The sequence below is a fragment of the Steroidobacteraceae bacterium genome (genome assembly GCA_041395505.1).
Taxonomy (GTDB): Bacteria; Pseudomonadota; Gammaproteobacteria; order Steroidobacterales; family Steroidobacteraceae; genus JAWLAG01.
The window spans coordinates 2,097,973-2,117,281 of sequence record JAWLAG010000001.1 but is presented as its reverse complement, the minus strand read 5'-3'; the positions used below and the strand labels follow the sequence as shown (position 1 = coordinate 2,117,281).

General features: G+C 61.0%; 18 protein-coding genes. 13 read left to right on the top strand and 5 right to left on the bottom strand.

What is annotated here, in order from left to right; translation table 11 throughout:
* Positions 1 to 90 precede the first annotated feature (90 nt).
* Both R3E77_09810 and R3E77_09805 read left to right on the top strand, forming a co-directional pair.
* On the top strand, positions 91 to 594 hold the full coding sequence (locus R3E77_09810) for a prepilin-type N-terminal cleavage/methylation domain-containing protein (protein ID MEZ5499710.1): 504 nt from the start codon (positions 91 to 93) through the stop codon (positions 592 to 594).
* A 2-nt stretch (positions 595 to 596) separates the two neighbouring features.
* Positions 597 to 3,404, top strand: coding sequence for an EAL domain-containing protein (locus tag R3E77_09805; GenBank protein ID MEZ5499709.1), 2,808 nt, complete (start codon positions 597 to 599; stop codon positions 3,402 to 3,404).
* A gap of 6 nt (positions 3,405 to 3,410) precedes the next feature.
* Here R3E77_09805 and R3E77_09800 read toward each other — a convergent pair whose 3' ends face one another.
* Entirely contained in the window at positions 3,411 to 4,214 is an 804-nt protein-coding gene (locus tag R3E77_09800; GenBank protein MEZ5499708.1) for an alpha/beta hydrolase, read from the bottom strand.
* 76 nt (positions 4,215 to 4,290) lie between these two features.
* Positions 4,291 to 4,764, bottom strand: coding sequence for a DUF4440 domain-containing protein (locus R3E77_09795; protein ID MEZ5499707.1), 474 nt, complete (start codon positions 4,762 to 4,764; stop codon positions 4,291 to 4,293).
* Positions 4,765 to 4,860: 96 nt separating this feature from the next.
* Between R3E77_09795 and R3E77_09790 the strand changes: the two genes are divergently transcribed.
* Positions 4,861 to 5,430: a carboxymuconolactone decarboxylase family protein gene (locus tag R3E77_09790; protein ID MEZ5499706.1), complete on the top strand. Its 570-nt coding sequence runs from the start codon at positions 4,861 to 4,863 to the stop codon at positions 5,428 to 5,430.
* On the opposite strand, the gene R3E77_09785 is transcribed toward R3E77_09790, so the two are convergent.
* Positions 5,427 to 6,050: a glutathione binding-like protein gene (locus R3E77_09785; GenBank protein MEZ5499705.1), complete on the bottom strand. Its 624-nt coding sequence runs from the start codon at positions 6,048 to 6,050 to the stop codon at positions 5,427 to 5,429. The genes R3E77_09790 and R3E77_09785 overlap by 4 nt on opposite strands.
* A 55-nt stretch (positions 6,051 to 6,105) precedes the next feature.
* Between R3E77_09785 and R3E77_09780 the strand changes: the two genes are divergently transcribed.
* Positions 6,106 to 6,573, top strand: a complete 468-nt coding sequence (locus R3E77_09780; protein MEZ5499704.1) for a VOC family protein — start codon at positions 6,106 to 6,108, stop codon at positions 6,571 to 6,573.
* A gap of 12 nt (positions 6,574 to 6,585) precedes the next feature.
* Here R3E77_09780 and R3E77_09775 read toward each other — a convergent pair whose 3' ends face one another.
* Together R3E77_09775 and R3E77_09770 are read right to left on the bottom strand one after the other, a co-directional pair.
* A complete protein-coding gene (locus R3E77_09775; protein MEZ5499703.1) occupies positions 6,586 to 8,082 on the bottom strand; it encodes an aldehyde dehydrogenase in 1,497 nt (498 codons plus the stop codon).
* Positions 8,083 to 8,111: 29 nt separating this feature from the next.
* Entirely contained in the window at positions 8,112 to 9,239 is a 1,128-nt protein-coding gene (locus tag R3E77_09770) for a class I SAM-dependent methyltransferase (GenBank protein ID MEZ5499702.1), read from the bottom strand.
* Between the two features lie 91 nt (positions 9,240 to 9,330).
* Between R3E77_09770 and R3E77_09765 the strand changes: the two genes are divergently transcribed.
* From R3E77_09765 to R3E77_09725, 9 genes are read left to right on the top strand one after another with little or no spacing between them, the layout of a single operon-like run.
* Positions 9,331 to 10,734: a UbiD family decarboxylase gene (locus R3E77_09765; protein MEZ5499701.1), complete on the top strand. Its 1,404-nt coding sequence runs from the start codon at positions 9,331 to 9,333 to the stop codon at positions 10,732 to 10,734.
* 10 nt (positions 10,735 to 10,744) lie between these two features.
* A complete protein-coding gene (locus tag R3E77_09760) occupies positions 10,745 to 11,452 on the top strand; it encodes an iron-containing redox enzyme family protein (GenBank protein ID MEZ5499700.1) in 708 nt (235 codons plus the stop codon).
* A complete protein-coding gene (locus R3E77_09755) occupies positions 11,442 to 12,173 on the top strand; it encodes an SDR family oxidoreductase (GenBank protein MEZ5499699.1) in 732 nt (243 codons plus the stop codon). Before R3E77_09760 ends, R3E77_09755 begins: the two co-directional genes overlap by 11 nt.
* Positions 12,174 to 12,177: 4 nt before the next feature.
* Entirely contained in the window at positions 12,178 to 12,993 is an 816-nt protein-coding gene (locus tag R3E77_09750) for a GntR family transcriptional regulator (GenBank protein MEZ5499698.1), read from the top strand.
* Positions 12,993 to 14,309: an MFS transporter gene (locus R3E77_09745; protein MEZ5499697.1), complete on the top strand. Its 1,317-nt coding sequence runs from the start codon at positions 12,993 to 12,995 to the stop codon at positions 14,307 to 14,309. The genes R3E77_09750 and R3E77_09745 overlap by 1 nt, the downstream gene beginning before the upstream one ends.
* A 12-nt stretch (positions 14,310 to 14,321) precedes the next feature.
* On the top strand, positions 14,322 to 15,869 hold the full coding sequence (locus tag R3E77_09740) for a dihydroorotase family protein (GenBank protein ID MEZ5499696.1): 1,548 nt from the start codon (positions 14,322 to 14,324) through the stop codon (positions 15,867 to 15,869).
* A 42-nt stretch (positions 15,870 to 15,911) separates the two neighbouring features.
* Positions 15,912 to 16,394, top strand: a complete 483-nt coding sequence (locus tag R3E77_09735; protein ID MEZ5499695.1) for a peroxiredoxin — start codon at positions 15,912 to 15,914, stop codon at positions 16,392 to 16,394.
* A gap of 15 nt (positions 16,395 to 16,409) precedes the next feature.
* Positions 16,410 to 17,423, top strand: coding sequence for an NADP-dependent oxidoreductase (locus R3E77_09730; GenBank protein ID MEZ5499694.1), 1,014 nt, complete (start codon positions 16,410 to 16,412; stop codon positions 17,421 to 17,423).
* The gene (locus R3E77_09725; GenBank protein ID MEZ5499693.1) at positions 17,413 to 19,272 is read left to right on the top strand and encodes a KUP/HAK/KT family potassium transporter; all 1,860 of its coding nucleotides are present in this window, start codon (positions 17,413 to 17,415) and stop codon (positions 19,270 to 19,272) included. Before R3E77_09730 ends, R3E77_09725 begins: the two co-directional genes overlap by 11 nt.
* Positions 19,273 to 19,309: the final 37 nt, after the last annotated feature.

Sequence of the window (19,309 nt, the reverse complement as noted above, 5' to 3'; positions counted from 1 at the left end):
CGGCATTATGGGCGCCATCTCACAGTCCACAGGTGCAAAGCCGCCGTCATCCGAACGATTGCCGGGGCGAAACTACTTATCCTCGCGCGCATGAATCGCAATTGCGCGCCCACTCTGACTGCTGTGTCCGGCAAGCCTTGCCCGGCACATCGCCAGCGCGCGTTCACATTGCTCGAACTGATGTTTGCCGTTGCAACCATGGCGGTGCTGGCTGCCGTGGCGGTGCCGTCCTATGTGCGCTACGTGCAGCGCGCGCAGGCGGGGCAGGCCGTGCGCGATATCGGAACACTGCAACTTCGGATATCCAAGTTCTCATTGGCCAACGCGCGACTGCCGTTGGACCTTGCGGAATTGGGCGCGCCGCAGCTTGTCGACCCGTGGAATCGACCCTATGTATATCTCAATTTCGAACTGAATCCGCCGCCCGGAGCGCGGCGAAAGGACAAGAATCTCGTACCGCTCAATACGGATTACGATCTATACAGCACGGGAGAAGACGGTCGGTCGAACGCGCCTTTGACCGCCGCGGCGAGTCGCGATGACATCATCCGCGCAAACAACGGGTCATATATCGGCGCCGCCGAGGACTACTGAGGGTGTCGAGACTGGCATCGTTGTCGCTGTTGCGCAGCCGCGTAGCACGCAATCTGTTCGCGGTGCTCGCGGTTTGCGTCCTGTTGCCGCTTGGTGCGAGCATGACTCTGGGCTACGCGGAGCTCGACGCAAGCCTCGAGGCGCGTAGCAGCGAGCAACTCCGTACAAGTGCCAAGGCGGTCGGACTCGAGACGCTCAGTCGTCTGCACTCGGCTGACCAGATGCTGCGCGCCCTGGCGGCGCTGCCGGTCGGCGCAGTGTCCGAAGCAGTTTCTCAGCAACCCTACTCGCCCGTATTCGATGGCATCCGGACGAACTTGCGTTCGGCGGACTCAGCTACGCTATCGCGCCGGCCGGACGGGGCGGGCGATTTCTCCCGCCTGACGGTCGATCAGTCGGCCGGATCGGTCGCACTTTGGTTGAGCAGGAGCCGGGATGACGGATCCGTCATCAGCGCCAGAGTGAGGAATGATCATCTCCTTGCGGGCCTTGGCGAGTATGCCAATGGCGCGCATTTTGCGATTGAATTGCCAGGGCAGGTGCGACTGGCGGAGTCGGGTCCGCCCGATTGGCTGTCAGATGTGGCGACGCGGCTGCGGCAGGTGCCATCGGGTGCTGGAGGCACTTTCAAGCAACTGCGGTTTCGGCCGCCGAGCGATGCCGAGGAGCAGATGCTCGCGAGCTGGACCTGTTTCATGCGCAGCGCATTCGTCGCCGACGACTGGAATATCCTCGTGTGGGACTCGCCCGCGACAGTGGCGCAGGTTTTGCGTCGCGGCCAGATCCTGTTCCCGGCCATTGCAGCCTGCGGCCTGTTTCTGGCCTTGCTGTACGGACTGCGCGAAATTCGGCGTCGCCTTGAACCGCTAGACGAACTGACGCGGGCGATCGCCACATTCGAGACGGAACAGAGGGTCATCGTGCCGCGTATCGCGGCCGGCGACGAGTTTGCGCGGCTCGCAGCGGCGTTTACGCGAATGTCGCTCAAATTGCAGAGTCAGCTCGAGAGCATGCAGGAGATGGCACGAATCGACCGCATCCTGCTCGACTCCGATGGTCTCGAGTCGGTGATCGATGCCCTGTTGCCCTGTATCGCGAAGCAGCTTCGAGCAGATGCCGTGTCGCTTGTCATGCTCGATGACGTTACTCCTACGTTGGCCAGGGTGTTCGACCAGGGTTCGGGCGCAACAGAGGGTCTGCGCGTGCGGCGCGTGGCCTTGTCTGCGCAGATCCAATCCTATCTGCGCGACCTGGTCTGCGGACAGGCGGGGAGCTGCGCCACGCTCGATTTGAAGCATGCCGCCGACGTCTTCCTCGGAGGGCCATGCGACGGCAGCCTCAGGATCTGGCCGATCGTGATCAAGGATCAAATCGAGGCGGTGCTGGTCGCCGCGGTCGGCGAGGGCGTGGCGGATGCACAGCAGGATGTGCGTGCCCAGGCGCTGACGGATCGTATCGCCGTGGTCCTCAATAAATTGGCGCGCGATCGGGAAATCATCCGCAGCGCCAATTACGACACGTTGACCGCATTGCCGAATCGGCGCATGTTCGTCGAGCAGCTCGAGCGGTTGTTGAATGACGCGCGCCAGGGCGCGGCGCATGGCGCTGTGTTGTTCATCGATGTAGACCGGTTCAAGCAGGTGAACGATACCCAGGGTCATGCGGCTGGCGATCGTTTGCTGAAGGTCATTGCCGAACGAATCGTCGGTGTGGTCAAGTCCGTAGACAGGGTGGCGCGGCTTGGCGGTGATGAATTCGCCGTGCTGATCAGCGGCCGGGACGCACCGGCTACGCCACTCGCGGTAGCGGAGCGAATTCGTGGTGCCCTGACACCTGCGGTCGTCATCGATGGCAAGGAGCATCACATCAGCGTCAGTATCGGTATTGCCTGGTTTCCGCGCGACGGTACAACGGTGGAGTCGCTGTTGCGGCATGCCGATATTGCGATGTACCGTGCAAAAGACGATGGCCGCGGAAAGATTGTCCAGTTCGCGACGGCAATGCAGGATGAAATGCAGCGTCGCGCCCGACTTGAGCAGCTGCTCAGGCGGGCCATGACCGAAGGGTCCCTGACGCTGGGCTATCAGCCGATCGTTGACTGCGACACCGGTCGAATCGTCAGTGCGGAGGTCCTGCTGCGTGGCGAGAAATTCGATGAGGCGGGCGCAACGCCGCTCGATCTTGTCACGGTTGCCGAGGAGTGCGGATTGATTACGCAACTCGGGGCCTGGGTGCTCGAGACGGCGCTCGACATCATGGTGCAGCTGCGTTGCAGCTCGGTCACGCCGGACTATATCTCGGTCAACGTCTCGCCGCGCCAGCTAATGGACTCGTCGTTCTGCATGACCGTTACGCAAGCCTTGCGTTCGCGTAACCTGCCGCCATCGGCGCTGCAATTGGAAATCACCGAAACCTTGTTCGCGAGCGGCGAGGATGTCGCGCTGTCGTTGGCGACCCTGTCGGAGCTGGGTGTGCGAATTGCTCTTGACGATTTCGGTACAGGATTTTCGTCGGTCAGCTACTTGCGCAATTTTCCCATTCATTGTGTCAAGATCGATCGCGAATTCATTCGAAACATTGCCGATGATATGCGGGCGAAACAGCTTGTCGAGTCGATCATAGCGATGGGGCATGCCCTCGGAAAGTCGATAGTCGCCGAGGGCGTGGAGAGTGCGCAACAGCGCAGCATACTCGCCGCGCAAGGTTGCGACCTGGTGCAGGGCTATCTGACAGGAGCGCCAATGACCGCAGCCGCGCTCATGGAGCGCTTGCATCGCGAAATCGAGCTACCCCTCGCGAATACTGCCTGACGGTGCTCAGTGCGTCGAAAGCCACTCCATCAGGGTTTTTGCGAAACGAATCTTCTGTTCCTTGCCCGCCACGACATGAGCAACGTCATCCCAGAGCAGTCCTTGCGACCCGGGGATTGCCTTTTCGATCGGTATCGTCGTGCGTGGGCTGGTCACGGTATCGAGGCCGGCGTGAATGATCAGGCTCGGGCAGCGCACCCGTGACAGCCGCGATCGCGACTCGAAATTGACGCAAGCGTCGATGAGTCTCGAGTGCGCGGTGTAGCGACCGTTCAATTCCTTCCATCCGCCCTCGGGGCCGAGCAACTTCTGCTTGTTGGCGTTGTAATACTCCGGTGTGAACGACAAGAGTGTTACCGCCTTCTGAAAAGAGAGGAAACCCGCGTCCCGGTGGATCCAGCGGAACATCTCGAGCTGATCGCGCAGGAAGTCATCGACCTCGCACCACGCGCCCATGTTGAGCATCGAGCGTGCCAGGTCGGGTCGGGTTATGGCGATTTCCTGACACACGCAGGCGCCCATGCCAACGAGTCCGATCAGGTGAACACGCTCGGCACTGAGATGCTCGAGTAGTGCCGTGGCGTCGGCGGCGTGAAGCTGCATGGTCGACGGCTTGTCGAGTTCATCACCGGAGTCCCGGATGCCCCGGTAGTCGAAAATAATGACCTTGTAGCGGTCGGTCAGGCCACGCGCAAGATGACCTATGTTCTCATGACAAAACGTTCCCCAGCCGCCCATGCAGAGTACGGGATCTCCCTCGCCGTGAACTTCAAAATACATCTCGTGGTTGTTGATAATCGCAGTTGGCACTGTTCAATCCTCTTGCAAACGTAGTGCGCACAAGCGGGAGGCCACTCCGGAGGACGACCTGCGGGGTGCACTCCCGTCACTGTGCCTGTGATGGTGGCGGGAATGTGGCGTCGGGTGTTGCCTGGTCGATGTCGAACCGGATGAGCCAACGGCCGCGGTCATCGCGGCGGTAAACGAGCAGCGATCGCCCCGCATCCTCCAGGCGAGAGCCGCTGGCGACCGGCATTTCGAACCAATAGCGGGACAGGAGTATCGCCGTATCGCCATAGATGGATATCGATTCGATATCGAGCAGGAATGAAATTCCAGGCGTGCCGATCCGCGGTTGAAAATACTCGCGGATTGCAGACTTTCCGAGTAACACCGGTTGGCCGTGGAGCGCTATGGTTGCGTCGTCGTCATATAGCTGCATCAGGTCATCGAGCGCGCCGGACTTGAACGCCGTTATCCACGACGCCGCCGCGTTGCGGATGGCTGCATCGTCGGTATCCGCGGCATGAGCGGAAAATACGCTCAGGAAGAGTGCGAACAGAACTGCGGCTTGGCGCATCGATACCCCCGAATATGTGTCCTGATAGTGTAAATTGCATGGCGGTCCATTGGACAGCACAAATCACCGGTTTTACTCATGACAACGGGAGCACCCGTGACGCCTGAACCACAGATTCCGCGAGTTCCCGAAGAGGCGCTGTCGCCAGTTCTGCAGGCAGCGGTCGAAAAGGCGCGCCGCGAGCGTGGCGATGCGACTTTCCTGCAGGTCATGGCGCATGCACCGTCGCTGCTGCAGTGGTACCAGGACTTCTATCAACAGATATTCTACGGTGGGCAGGTGCCGGTGCGCTTCAAGGAGATCGCGCGACTGCGCTTGTCCACGCTGCACGGCTGTGCGTTCTGCAACAGGGGCAATAGACTCGATGCGCGGCGCGCCGGTTTGAGCGATGAGCAGATCGCCGCCATTGATTCTCCGGGAGCGCAGGTTTGGAGTGATGCCGAGCGCGCGGTGCTCGAACTGGCCGAGCGCCTTTCGCTCAATTCGCCGCAAGGTTCGCTCGATCCGGGCCTGTATGACGAGTGCCGGCGCCACTTCAGCGATGCGCAGATCGTGGAATTGGGCTTGACCATGGCCATACTTGTTGGCATGGCGAAATTCCTGTTCACTTTCGATCTTGTCGAAAAGGAATCCTATTGCCAGTTCGGTTCGCCCGGCGCTGGCTAGGCTGGCACGCGCATCGCGCGTTGCACGGCTGGTCGCGCAGCGATTCGGCCTGCCCACCCGGCGATCGCGGGATAATCGGCCAGGTTCCCGGGGAAGCGTTTAGCTGATACGGCCGCGACCGGGTAGGCGAGCATGTCCGCAATAGAATATTCGCCCCCTGCGAGATAGTCGTTCGCCGCGAGGCGTGCTTCGACGACGACAAGCAGGCGCGTAACAAGGCGATCGTAGAATTGAATCGCCCAGGCATCCGCTTGGGGCGCCAATACATTGAACACAAACTGGCCAGTGTAAGCCGGGCCCAGGTCGCTCGAGACAATACCGATCCATTGCTGGCAGGCGGCGCGCCCGGCGACGTCTTTCGGCATGTAGAGGCCGGTCTTGTCGGCAAGATAGCTTGCGATCGCGGCGGTACCGTATACGACGATAGGCTGGCTGCTGCTGCCATCGTGATCCACGATCGTGGGCAGCCGGCCCACGGGATTGAGTTGCAGATAGGCCGGCGCCAGGTGCTCCCCCTTGGTCAAATCATATGCGATGACCCGATAGGGCAAGGCCATTTCTTCGAGAACAAGGGCGGCCTTGTAGCCGTTGGCAGTTGCTGTCGTGTGCAGGTCAATCATGATGCAATGCATTATGATGGAATCTGTCGATTCGATAAATGGAGTTACCTCGTTCATGGCCGAGATCACACCGCTCAAACGTACCGCAATCATCGTCCGCGATATGCCGAGATCGCTGAGTTTCTACAAGGACGCGCTCGGAATGACGGTCTGGAGCGAAGGCCGCGCTGGCGAGGAGATCCCCGCACTTTATGAATTGCTTGGTATGCCGCCCTGCAATACCCATTGGGTGATCCTGCGCTCGACCGACAGCGACTGGGGCATGGTGGGTTTGTTCGAGCTTTCGGATCCAGTGCCCGACGATGACCGCCACCCGAACATCGACCGCGTCAACCGCGGCGAGACCTGCCTGGTGTTCGAGTGCCTGGATATCGAGGCAATACACCGCCAAGCGCGGGAACTGGGCCTCACGGTGTTATGCCCGCCGACCTTGCTCGAGCTGCCGCAGCAGGGAACGGTTTCGCGGGAGATGACCCTGCGCGACCCCAATGGTGTGCTCGTGAACTTTATCCAGAGAATGTAGTTATCGAGGTGCTCATCCGGCGCCGAAGCGGTGCATCCTCACAGGATCGACAGGGATGATCGTCGATTTGAGTTCCGTGAAGAACTCGGCGCTCGCATAGGGTCCGTCACGGCCTATTCCAGATTCCTTGAAACCACCAAACGGCGCGCGCAGTTCGCGAACGAGCGGGGTATTGACCCAGACTGTTCCCGCGCGGATTTCCCTTGAGCAGCGCATCACGGTGTGCAGGTCCTCGGACCAGACGTAGCTGACCAACCCGAAATTGGAGCGATTGGCAATCGCAATAGCCTCGTCCAGCGAATCGAAAACGAGCAGCGTCGCAAATGGTCCGAAGATTTCCTCCTGGCAAACACGTGAATCATTGTCGGATGCCAGTACAGCGGTGGGCTCCATGTAGAACCCGCGGTCGAATCCGGCCGCGCGACGGCCGCCGGTGAGCAGGCGCGCTCCTTCGGACTGTGCAATACCAACGTAAGAGAGAACCTTGTCGAGGTGCGCCCGATAGGCAAGCGGGCCGATCTCCGTATCCGGGCTCATCGGGTCGCCAATTCGAATCCGGCCAGCGCGCTCTACAAAGGACTCGATGAATCGTTCGGCAATCGGGCGTTGCACGAGAATGCGCGATCCCGCCAGGCATTGCTGACCATTGTTCGAAAATATGCCCGCCAATGCGCCGTCCAGCGCCTTGTCGATATCGGCGCTTTCAAAGATGATATTGGCCGATTTGCCGCCGAGCTCGAGCGCAACCGGTTTGATGTTGGTGGCCGCCGCCGACATGATTGCGCGCGCCGTGGCCGTTCCGCCCGTGAAGCCGATCATGTCGATGCGTGGATCACTCACAAGAGCCTGGCCGGTAACCGCGCCGCGGCCGTTGACCAGATTCACCACGCCGGGCGGCAGGCCAGCCTCGTGCAATATCTCGACCATGCGATACATCGACAGCGGCGTGTATTCCGACGGCTTCAGGACGCAGGTATTTCCCCATGGGATAGCCGTGGCCAGGCGCATCGACGCGAGCGCGAGCGGCGCATTCCATGGCGCAATCAGGGCGGCGACGCCCTTGGGTTCGCGGGTCACGTAGGTGAGAAAGCCCTTGCTCTGCGTATAGGTCTCGCCGTGCATGACACTGGCAACTTCCGCAAAGAACTCGAAATTGCGTGCCATGCGCTGCACATGTCCGCGAATGCTGGTCATCGGCAAGCCGGAATTGAGGCACTCGAGGTAGGCGAGCTCATCGGCGTGCCGACGAAGATGGTCCCGGATCGAATAGAGAACGTCCTTGCGTTCGTTGATGTCCATCCTGGGCCACGGACCTGAGTCGAACGCAGTCCGTGCCGCCGTGACAGCAGCCGCGACTTCCCTGGAATCAGCTTCATGCAAGGTACCGATGCGTTCCTCGGTCGCAGGATAGATCACCGGCATTTCGTGACCGGGTCCGCGGGCCGCAACGGCCTGACCATCGATCAGGCTGGTAATCCGCTCGCGCACCGCGAAAGGCGGATCGCTCATCGAAGCCTGCTGGGAATTGCCTGATGACGTCACTGTGCAACCTGCGGAAGTCGCGCTACGGCTACGAACCACGGCAGGCTCCCCGATGCAGCCGACAGCTGTCCGACATGAAGCTGCGAACGATCGAAGCCTGCCGCAAGCATGTCGTGTTCAACATCAGCCGTGGCATAGACTTCCCAGTAGGGTTCGTTGTTGTTGCGTGTATCCCAGGAGTATTCGAATTTCTGATATTCGTCGTAGTTTTCGAATCGTAGCGGGACGTCCTGATGCAAAGCGATACCGCCCGGCGCAAGCAGGCGACGCGATTCGGCGAACAGCGCGCGGCGTGTTCGATCCGGAATCTCGTGCAACAGATTGTGGGACACGACTAGATCGAAATAACCATCTTCGAAACCGGTTGCAGCGCAGTCCGCTTGATGAAAATGCACGCGTGCACCCAATGCTTCGGCGCGTGCATGAGCATAGCGGAGCATGCCGGCGCCGACGTCCACCGCATGCACCTGTGCATCGGGGAAGGCGAGGGCATAGTGAACACTGGCCGCACCGGCCGAACATCCAAGATCGAGAATCCGCTTTGGCCGGAAATCGGGGTAACGCTCCCCGAGGAATCGCTGGACGTGCGCCGCTTTGCTGTCCGACCTCGAGATGCCTTGCCCGAATGCGTAGAGATTGCCGCCGGTTTCGTACAATGCGCCGGCTGTAACGTCGTCGCCTCCACGGTCCCAGGCATAGCCGCCGGGTTGCAGGTGAATCGCGCGCGCAACCACGCTGCGAGGCGGCGAGAAGTCCGCTCGCAGGTCGAGACTGCCGCCAGCGGCCCGGTCCAAACTGCGCTTGTGGAATTCGCGCTGCAGGCGTTCGCGATCACGCTCGAGCGGCTCGCTGACGCTGCGCCACATCTGCTCCTGGGCCGCGCGCGCAAGCGCACACCATTGCCGGTAGGCCGGGTGCGCGTACATTGCGCGACCGATGTCGCGCCGCTGCGCGGGATCCGCCGATTCGGGCAGCATCGGTTTGACCGCCTGCTCGTAGATCTCGCGATTGGTGGCCCGCATGCGCCGGTTGAGAGCGAGCTTGAAATCGACGACATAAGACTGGCGCGCGCGGTCATCGTGCGAGAGCGCCGGCAGCAGGCTGTGTTGAACGTTTCGGGCCATGGCTTTGTTACCGGGTCAACTTGGCGACGGGACATTCATCATGTCAATATAATGTTTCTTTCAGCCCTGGCCTAGTCCAAATTCCCATCAAATGACCGATCTGCGAAGTTTCCTGCACGAGCATGCCGCGGCAGTCTGGTCGCTGCCGAAACCCGTGTCGGTACGCCACAGTTTGACGGCGCTGCAGCATCGCCTGGATCGAAGCGGTCACTTCCCCGTCCTGCTGGCACGCAAGGTTGTGTTACCCGATGGACAGCTGAGCGACATTCCGGTCGTAACGAACCTGACAGCGAGCCGTGAACTGACTGCGCAAGCCCTGGGCGTGACAAATCACCGCGACATGGCGGCGTGGTTCGCGGCCCGTAGCGCAAGTGCCATCGCGCCACAGGTACTGAGCCGCGACCGAGCGCCGGTCCAGAGTCGTGTGTTTCAGGGTGATGAAGCCGACCTGACCCGCCTGCCGGCGCTCATCCAGCATTGTGGCGAACCCGGCCCCTACCTGACCGCCGCCCACGCGACGACCTACGATCCCGACACCGGCGTCGACAACACAGCCATACAGCGATGCTGGATCAAGGGTCCGCGCATCATGAGTTGGTGGCCCTATCCGGCGACCCATAATGCTAGAAATCTGCGCAAGTTCACCGCTCGCGGCGAGGCCTGCCCGGTCGTGTTCTGGATCGGTCACCATCCCAGGGTGTTGATTGGAACCCAAGCGAAACTGAGCTACCCACAAAGTCACTGGCAGGCCGCTGGAGGCGTATTGGGCAGTGCGCTGCGGGTGGTACCCAGCATCAGCCATGGCGAGCGCATCATGGTGCCGGCGGATGCGGAAATCGTGATCGAAGGCCGAACCCTGCCCGGACAACTGGCGCCGGATGGTCCTTTTGGCGAGTACACCGGCTACATGGGACCGGCCGTCGATGCGCCGCTGGTCGAGGTCTCGTGCATCACCATGCGTGATGAGGCGATCTATCACGACTACGGATCGGGCCTCACCGACATGCTGGTACCGGACAACATGGCGATGGAGGGAAAGTTGTTCGGCATGATCAAGGCGGTTGCGCCCTCGTTGCGCAATGTATACGTGCCCGCCTCGACACGTCGCTTCGTTGCCATCGTGCAGCTGGCAGAGCCGCTGGCTGGGGAGGCGCGCGATGCGCTGGTGGCGGCGCTGGCATACCGCCGGGTCAAGGCGGTGATCGTAGTCGATGCTGATGTCGATATCTTCGACAAGCATGCCGTCGATTGGGCCGTCGCGACGCGCACGCAGTGGCGCAGGGATACGGTCGTCGTCGATGGCCTGTCAGGATCGAGTCTCGATCCTTCACTCCCCGAGGGCGAGGGAACGACATCCAAGATCGGTATCGATGCAACGCGTTCAGGTCGCAACAAGGGTAAGCCTGTCCCGGTGCTCGCAGTGCCGGATACGGCGGATCTGGAGGCCGCAGATCTCCTTGCTGGTGCGAATGTACAGAACTGGCCCATAGCATGAGGATGCAGACATGTTAGACAAACAACGATTCTTCGAGTCGCTGGAGGCGGCCAGGCAACCGCGCCACGGCGGAGGACACCCAATCAGCAAGGCCTGGGCGGACGGCAAGCTCAGTCGCAAGCAGCTCGGGCAGTGGGCAATCCAGCATTTCCATTACATCGACGTCGTACCGCAGCAATTCGGGCAATTATTTGCCCGCCTGCCCGACCTCGATGCACGCCAGCACTTGCTCGAGAATCTGTTGGGCGAAGAAATGCCCGGTGCACCAGGCAAGCGCCACCCTGATCTCCTGAAGAAATTCGCCCGTGCCTGCGGCGTCGAGACGACGGACATCGAAAGTGCCGAGGAGCGCGGCATGGTTCTGCCGGCGACCCGGGGCATGCGCGCATGGATCTGGGAATTGTCGACGATCCGGCACCTGGCCGAGGCATGCGCCGGCATCATGGTGGCGCTCGAGGGCCAACTTCCTACGCTGTACCCGAAATATGTCTCGGCGATGCGCAAGATGAATTTTTCCGACGACGACCTTGAGTTCTTCCATGTGCATATCGAGGGTGACACCGAGCATGCACATGTGGGGCTCGAGTTGACGCATCGCTATGCCACCAGCGCGCAGTTGCAGCAAATGGCGATCGCCGCCGTACAGGCCTCTGCATCGATGCGGTTTGCGATGCTCGACGATATCTACGATTGCGTCGTCCTCGAGAATGCCGCCTGATTCCTCCGGACCGGTCGTTTTCCTGACCGGCGCGGCTGGGGGCATCGGTCGGGCGGTCGTCACGGCTCTGCGCGCGCGCGACATGCGGATATTTGCAACAGATCTGGCGCTCGCGGATCTACCATGCGGCGATGCCGGCATGTCCCAGGCGACCCTCGATGTTCGCGATCACCAAGCCATTGCTGCCAGCGTCGCCCGGTGCCTCAGGCAATTTTCAAGGATAGATCACGTCGTACACCTGGCAGGGCGGACGGGCGCCGGGCCCATGGACGATATTTCGGTCGCACAATGGCGCGATCTGCTCGCGGTGAACCTGGACTCCGGTTTCTATCTTGCGCAATCCGTCCACGCGCCACTCGCCGCAAGCCGCGGCACGTTGACATTTCTGTCCTCGAGCAATGGCCGCAATGGTGGTAGCGCCGTATCGGGCCCCGCCTATGCCGTCGCCAAAGCGGGCCTGATCAACCTCATGCGTTACCTGTCTCGCGAGTGGGCGCCGGAAGGCATTCGTGTCAACGCCATCGCCCCGGGGCCTGTCGATACGCCGATGCTGCATCGGCTGGATGCGAAGCAGAGGCAGGACGTGGTGGCTCGCGTTCCGCTCGGGCGCTTAGGTCGCGACGTAGAAGTGGCGTGGGCCGTGCAATATCTGCTCGATGAGCGGGCTGGGTTTGTCACCGGCAGCGTCCTGAATGTCAGCGGCGGCGTTGTGCTGGACTGAGCGGATGGCGAGTTCGAAGCGCAAGCCGCCTGTTGCGGAAGTATCGCCACGACGCGGCCGGGGAGGATTTCGCTACGACGCATCACCGCGCTATTTTCGTGTTTACGTGACGCTCAGGGCCTGGGTTCGCGATTCGACCTATGCGCCCGGGCAGCAGATTCCAACCGAGCCGGACCTTTGCAAATTGTTCTCGGTCTCGCGAATCACCATCAGGCGCGCTATCGATCAGCTTGTCAAAGAGGGCTGGCTGATTCGCCAGCAGGGCCGCGGCACATTTGTCGACATGTCCGCGGCGCGCGGCGCGGTACGCCTGGACCTGGCCGAGACCATTCGCCAGGTGGCGGATCTCGGTTCGACGACGGAAGTTGCCGATGTGCAATCGACCGTAATGGCAGCGGATGACGAAACGCGCGCGGCGCTCGAGCTCGCTGACGATGCGAGGGTCGTGCGCAACCGCCATGTGCGCATGCTGAATGGCGTACGCCTGGCCTGGATCACGACTTTCACGCCGATGTCCGTCGCGATGCGTTTGCCGGCGCAAGGCGCATCGAACCGTCCACTGCTCGAGCAGCTGCCTTTGGCCGGCATCGAGCCGATGGAGGCGGACCAGTTCGTCGGTGCAACGCTCGCGTCGGTCGAGGCGGCGCGCGCTTTGCACCTCGAGGTCGGTGCGCCGCTGCTGCGCATTACGCGCGTGGTATTTGGCGCGCGACGCAGACCGCTCGAGCGCGTCGTGGCCCTGTATCGGGCTGATGCCTACCAGTACCGCATGCACCTCGCCGGTGTGGCCTCGCAGGTGTCGCGCGGGGCGCACAGCTGATGTCCCCGGCGCAGCCGAAGTGGTGGCAGCAACGTCGCTGGCAGATCGCCGTGCTGCTCATGCTGGTTACGGCGGTAGGCAGTATCGACCGCCAGGCGATGTCGGTGACGGCCGCAACCTTGAAGAGCGGTTTCGCGCTCAGCAACACTGACTATGGGCTGCTCGGTTCGGGGTTCCTGATGGCCTATGCCCTCGGCCAGTTGCTCTCTGGCATTGTCGTCGATCGCGTTGGCACGCGGCGTGCACTCGCCTGGGCAGTGATACTGTGGAGTTTCGCAGCCATAGGTCACGCGGCCAGCGCCGGTTTCGCGGGCTTGCTGCTCGCCAGGGTGCTGCTGGGTGTCACCGAGGGCGCGAATTTCCCGGCAGCGTTCAAGGCGATTGCGGAGTGGTTCCCCCGCGCGGAGCGAAGCATGGCGACTGGTCTGGTGGTCGCTGGAACGGGCTTGGGTTTGATACTCGCACCGCCACTCGCCGGCACATTGACTCATTACTTCGGATGGCAAGCGGCCTTCCTGGTGCCAGGGGTCGCGGGGCTTCTATGGGTGGGAGTCTGGTGGCGACGTTATCACCTGCCTGAAAATCATCCGCAAATTTCCAGCGCGGAGCGCGAATTGGCTTTGCGCGACCGGGTCTCCGTAGCGGCGGGAACCGGCGGATTGGCTCAGCAGATCGCGATGCTCGGGCATTACTTTCGCTTCCGGCAGACATGGGGGCTCGTGCTGTCACGCTTCATAGGCGATGGGGCGTTTTATTTCTTTGCCTTCTGGTTGCCCCTTTATCTTCAATCGGAGCGCGGATTCACGCTGCTGAATGTTGCGTTCGCCGCGGCACTGCCGTTCGTTTGCGCGGATCTCGGCAGCCTCAGTGGCGGGTGGCTCGGGCAGAAGTTGATTCGACGTGGCGTCAGCGTTGATCGATCGCGCAAGAGTCTCATCTGGGCGGGCTGCCTGACCACGCTTTGCGCCTGGCCTGTGGCAACGGTATCCAGCGCGCCCGTGGCCCTGCTACTCGCCGCTGTGGCCATTTTCGGAATACAGGTCAAAACGAGTTCCTTGTTTCCGTTGGCCGCGGATATCTACCCGGCGGAGCATGTAGCGAAAATCTGGGGTCTGTCGGGCGCCGCGGGCGCGTTTGGCGCAGCTCTCTTCCAGTCCGTGTTCGGCGTTCTGATCGACAAGACCGGCTACAATGTCGTGTTTGTCCTGTCATCGCTGATCTGTATCGCCCAGGCTTTGATGATTTCCCTGTTCATACGTCGCGTCGAGCCGCTGGAACTTTCGCCTGCGGCTGCCGACAAGGCGAAAGCACACTGATGGAGTAAGTTCATGTCCGACAAGAAATACGACCTGTTGATCAGGAACGCGCGAGTCGTGCGACCCAATCGCACCAGTGTGCAACGCGTGGATATCGCCGTCAGTGACGGCAAGATTGCGAAGATGGGCAAAGGCATCCCGGCCCGCAGCGCCCGCGACTCCATGGACGCCCTCGATCAGTTGGTATTTCCGGGACTCGTCGATCCGCACATGCATTGCGGAATCTATTCGCCGCTTGCCGAAGATGCGTTGAGCGAGTCGCGGGCCGCGGCACAGGGTGGCGTGACGTCAAGTCTCAACTACATGCGCACGGGCGGCTACTACATGCAACGCGGCGGTCCGTATGCGGAAGTCTACCCGGAGGTTCTCGATATCTCGCGGGACCGGTTCTATGTCGATTACGCCTATCACCTTGCGCCGCTCGATCGGACGCATATCGGTGAAATCGACATGCTCATCGAAAAGTATGGCGTCACCTCGTTCAAGATCTTCATGTTCTACGGTGGCTATGGCTTGCACGGCGCATCGAATTCGCAGCACGAATTCCTGATGATAGGCAAGGATGAAAAATACGACATCGCCCACTTCGAGTTCGTCATGCGCGGCGTGCAGCGTGCGATGGAACGTCATCCGTCAATCAAGGACAGTATCTCGCTGTCATTGCACTGCGAGCTGGCTGACATACTCAATGCCTACACGAGGATGGTGGAAAGCGGCGCACGCAAGACGGATCTTTCCACCTATCTCACTGGCGAGACCGACGACCCGCAGTGCCAGCATTGCGCGCCTCTTACCGGGCTGCGCGCATATAGCGCCGCCCGCCCGCCGCATTCGGAAGGCCTGGCGATAACGATAGCGTCCTATCTGGCACACGAGACCAGCTGCCTGAACATCAATCTGCTGCATTTGACGTCGCGCAAGGCAGTCGAGGCCGCGCTCAAGATGGCCAAGGCGTTCCCTCGCGTCGACTTTCGTCGCGAAGTCACCATCGGCCATCTCGTGCTCGATTACGACACACCGGTGGGGTCTCGTGCCAAAGTCAATCCGCCCATTCGCTCGCGTGAGGACGTCGAGTATCTCTGGCAGGCACTGCTCGATGGAAAGCTCGACTGGGTGTGCAGTGACCACGCCTGCTGCCGTACGGAAGCGAAGCTCGGCGACAGCGGCGAGCGCGATGTATTCGTCGCCAAGTCCGGATTTGGAGGAACCGAATTCCTCCTGCCCGCTCTGATTACGGAAGGCAAGCCGCGCGGCTTGTCGTATAATCGCATGGCGGAGCTTACCTCCTGGAATCCGGCGCGGCGCTTCGGCCTGCACGGCAAAGGCGATATCGCGGCGGGTTACGATGCGGATCTTGTGTTCGTTGATCCAAACAAGAGTTTCACGGCAAGTGGGGCAATGTCGGAGTCATCGCAGGGATATTCAGTGTTCGAAGGAATGCAGATGTCGGCATCGATTACCCGTACCATGCTGCGCGGACAGACCATTTACGAAAACGGCAAAGTAATTGGCAAGCCAAAGGGCCGCTATCTGCATCGGCCGTACGGCGCCGTTACCTGACCCAACCAACCCAACTAACCGAATCAGCAGGAGTATTTCACCATGACAATCAAGGTTGGCGACAAAATGCCCGCAGGCAGCTTCAAGGTGATGACCGCCGAGGGCCCGAAGGATCTGACGTCCGAGCAGTTGTTCAAGGGAAAGAAGGTCGTGCTGTTTTCCGTTCCCGGGGCTTTCACGCCGACCTGCAGCGCGAAACACCTGCCGGGATTCGTGCAGAACGACGCCGCGCTGCGAGCAAAGGGCGTCGATACCATCGCCTGTCTTGCAGTCAATGATGCATTCGTAATGGGCGCCTGGGGCAAATCGGCTGGAGCCGATGGCAAGGTCACGATGCTCGCCGACGGTAACGGAGACTATACGCGGGCGCTCGGGCTCGAGCTCGACGCTCGCGGGTTTGGCATGGGCATGCGCGGCCAGAGATTCGCAATCGTCGCGAAGGACGGCGTTGCGATTGCGGTCGAGGTGGAAGGGCCTGGGGAATTCAAGGTGTCATCAGCCGAGAATATCCTCACCAAGGTGTAGGGCGGGCAGAGGCTCGTGACGGAGCGCAATAACCGGGTATTGTTCAAGCGTTCGCCACGGGGGTTGCCTGTGGCGGATGATTTCGACCTCGATAGCATACCGGTGCCGCGACCCGGCCCGGGACAATTTCTTTCGCGAACGATCTACCTGTCGCTCGATCCGTATTATCGCAACGTAATGAAGAACAGCCAGATCTACCAGGATCGGCTCAGCCCCGGTGAGGTCATGGTCGGCGAGACTGTTGCGCAGATCGTCGAATCTCGCAACCCGGATTTCCTGATCGGCGATTACATTGCGGTACGCAACGGTTGGCAGGACTATGCGCTCTCATCGGGGCAGGGGGTGCGAAAGCTCGACCCGCAGATTGCACCCCTGTCCGCGTGGCTCGGCGTCCTTGGCATGCCAGGGTTGACCGGCTACGCGGGGACAGTCGAGCTCGGGCAGCCGCGACCAGGCGAGACTTTTGTCGTATCGGCTTGTACCGGACCGGTCGGGTCAACGGCGGGTCAGGTTGCGCGCATGATGGGAGCGCGAGTCGTTGGCATTGCAGGCAGTACGGCGAAATGCCGCTATGCCGTGGAGGAACTTGGTTTTGATGATTGCATCAATTACCGTGACGGCGACCTGACGGGCGGTCTGCGCAATGCCTGTCCGGACGGTATCGATGTCTATTTTGACAATGTGGGCGGCGATACGCTCGCGGCGGTTCTGGGACGACTCGCCATTGGTGCGCGCATAATCCTGTGCGGCATGATCGAGGCATACAGTCTGGACAAACCACCGCCTGGACCCTTCCTGGGGCCAGTCGTCGGCGCACGCGCCACGGTCAAGGGGTTGGTGGTCTACGATCATCTGGCGAGGCAGCCGCACCTGCTGAAAGTGGTTGGCGGTGCGATCCGCAAGGGCACGTTCAAGTACCGTGAAGATGTCAGCGAAGGGCTCGCTTCGGCCCCAGAGGCATTCTGTCGCCTCATGCGCGGTGAGAATTTTGGCAAGGCCCTGGTGAGAGTGGGCCCGCATCGACTCTGAGCATTCCGGTCGCCGCGGTCTCGCCATTGCCGCACTCGGCGTCGTATTCGGCGACATCGGCACGAGTCCACTCTACGCGCGTCAGGCCTGCCTCGATGTTTCGCCAGGAATGTCGAGGCCCGAAGCCGTACTCGGAATTCTTTCGCTCATCGTCTGGTCGATTGTTGCCGTCATCTGCATCAAATACCTGAGTATCGTTCTGCGCGCCGACAATCGGGGGGAAGGTGGCGTGCTGGCGCTTTCGACTCTGGTCTCGGCACTGGACCTTCCGCGCGGACGACGCGCAATCCTGTACCTTGGCATGTTGGGCGCCGCATTGTTCTTTGCCGATGGTGCGATAACACCGGCAATTACGGTGTTGAGTGCGGTCGAGGGGCTCAGCGTCAATCATGTGGATTCACCAAGGCACCTCGTCATTATCGCGTTGCTGATCATTGCAGTGCTGTTTGCCGCACAGCCACGCGGCACTGAGCGCATCGGTCGAAGCTTCGGTCCCATCATGGTGATCTGGTTCCTGGCGCTGGCTGCGCTCGGTATTCGCATGATCGTGCAGGTGCCGACAATTTTGAGGGCGCTCAATCCAGTCCACGCGCTGCGTTTCCTCGAGTCGCATTCAAGTGTCGCGCTGCCCGTTCTGGGGGCCGTATTCCTCGCCGTGACCGGCGGCGAGGCGCTGTTTGCGGATCTCGGTCATTTCGGAAGGACGCCGATACGACTTGCGTGGTACTGCCTGGTGTTACCGGCACTGATATTGAATTATCTCGGGCAGGGTGCCTTGGTATTGGCCAACCCGGCCGCCGCTGTCAAACCTTTTTTCATGTTGGTGCCGGAGCCTCTGCTTGGCGGGATGGTCGTACTGGCGGCCGTCGCCTCGGTCATCGCCTCCCAAGCCGTCATATCCGGCGTCTTCTCGGTTTCCTACCAGGCGATACGGCTTGGGAGATTGCCGCGCCTTGAGGTACGGCACTCATCCGAACAGACTATGGGCCAGGTCTATCTGCCATTTTTCAACCTGCTGCTGTGGCTTGCGACCAGCGCACTAGTGATTGGATTCGCGAGCTCCAATGCGCTCGCGGGCGCTTACGGAATTGCAATATCGCTTGCGATGTTGATCGATGCAGTGTTGGTCATGCTGTGGCTCTGGGCGGGCCGGATCCGATGGGCCAGCATCATCTTGCCGGTCATGCTGGCGGCACTTTTGATCGATGCGATGTTCGTGATGGCGAACGCCGGCAAGCTTTCGGGCGGTGGTTGGGTACCGCTCGCACTGGCCGCCGCCGCGTTCGCAGCCATGTTGTCCTGGACGCGGGGCGTCGCGGTGTTACGCAAGCAGTTGCAACGCGACGAGCACAGCGTTCGGGAGCTGCAGCAGGAGCTGCTGCGCGCCAAGCCTGCACTGATCGATGGCACGGCCATTTACTTGTCCGCAAGCGCACGGGGCGTTCCACGTAGTCTCTGGCGCAATATCGAGCAATTCGGCGCAATTCACCGCAATGTGATTCTGCTGACTATCGTTACCGAGGAGTCTCCGCGCGTCGATGACCGGCGACGGATGGAGATTACGCATCTGCTGCCGGGTATTACCCGGATCACCTCCCACTATGGCTTCATGGAGCGACCCACGGTAGCTGACATTGTCTATGCTGCCGAGCGTCAGGGCGTAAGTTGCGATCTCGCCTCGAGCGTGTATTTCGTAGGTGTCACTTCGGTCGCATTTGGGCGATCGGGGATGTCAGGTTGGCAGAAGCGCCTGTTCGCGTTCATGTTGCGAAATGCCCGCCACGCGACCGCCTTTTATGGGGTGCCGGACAGAAACCTGTTGGAAATCGGTAGTCGCGTCCGGATCTAGGTATATCCCACGGTAGTCGATTGGCCTGATCTCACTA

Coding starts and splice junctions, on each gene's coding strand:
- R3E77_09810 (MEZ5499710.1), top strand. CDS start 91: ATGAATCGCAATTGCGCGCCCACTCTGACTGCTGTGTCCGGCAAGCCT.
- R3E77_09795 (MEZ5499707.1), bottom strand. CDS start 4,764: ATGCGCCAAGCCGCAGTTCTGTTCGCACTCTTCCTGAGCGTATTTTCC.
- R3E77_09785 (MEZ5499705.1), bottom strand. CDS start 6,050: ATGATTGACCTGCACACGACAGCAACTGCCAACGGCTACAAGGCCGCC.
- R3E77_09780 (MEZ5499704.1), top strand. CDS start 6,106: ATGGCCGAGATCACACCGCTCAAACGTACCGCAATCATCGTCCGCGAT.
- R3E77_09775 (MEZ5499703.1), bottom strand. CDS start 8,082: ATGAGCGATCCGCCTTTCGCGGTGCGCGAGCGGATTACCAGCCTGATC.
- R3E77_09770 (MEZ5499702.1), bottom strand. CDS start 9,239: ATGGCCCGAAACGTTCAACACAGCCTGCTGCCGGCGCTCTCGCACGAT.
- R3E77_09765 (MEZ5499701.1), top strand. CDS start 9,331: ATGACCGATCTGCGAAGTTTCCTGCACGAGCATGCCGCGGCAGTCTGG.
- R3E77_09760 (MEZ5499700.1), top strand. CDS start 10,745: ATGTTAGACAAACAACGATTCTTCGAGTCGCTGGAGGCGGCCAGGCAA.
- R3E77_09755 (MEZ5499699.1), top strand. CDS start 11,442: ATGCCGCCTGATTCCTCCGGACCGGTCGTTTTCCTGACCGGCGCGGCT.
- R3E77_09750 (MEZ5499698.1), top strand. CDS start 12,178: ATGGCGAGTTCGAAGCGCAAGCCGCCTGTTGCGGAAGTATCGCCACGA.
- R3E77_09745 (MEZ5499697.1), top strand. CDS start 12,993: ATGTCCCCGGCGCAGCCGAAGTGGTGGCAGCAACGTCGCTGGCAGATC.
- R3E77_09740 (MEZ5499696.1), top strand. CDS start 14,322: ATGTCCGACAAGAAATACGACCTGTTGATCAGGAACGCGCGAGTCGTG.
- R3E77_09735 (MEZ5499695.1), top strand. CDS start 15,912: ATGACAATCAAGGTTGGCGACAAAATGCCCGCAGGCAGCTTCAAGGTG.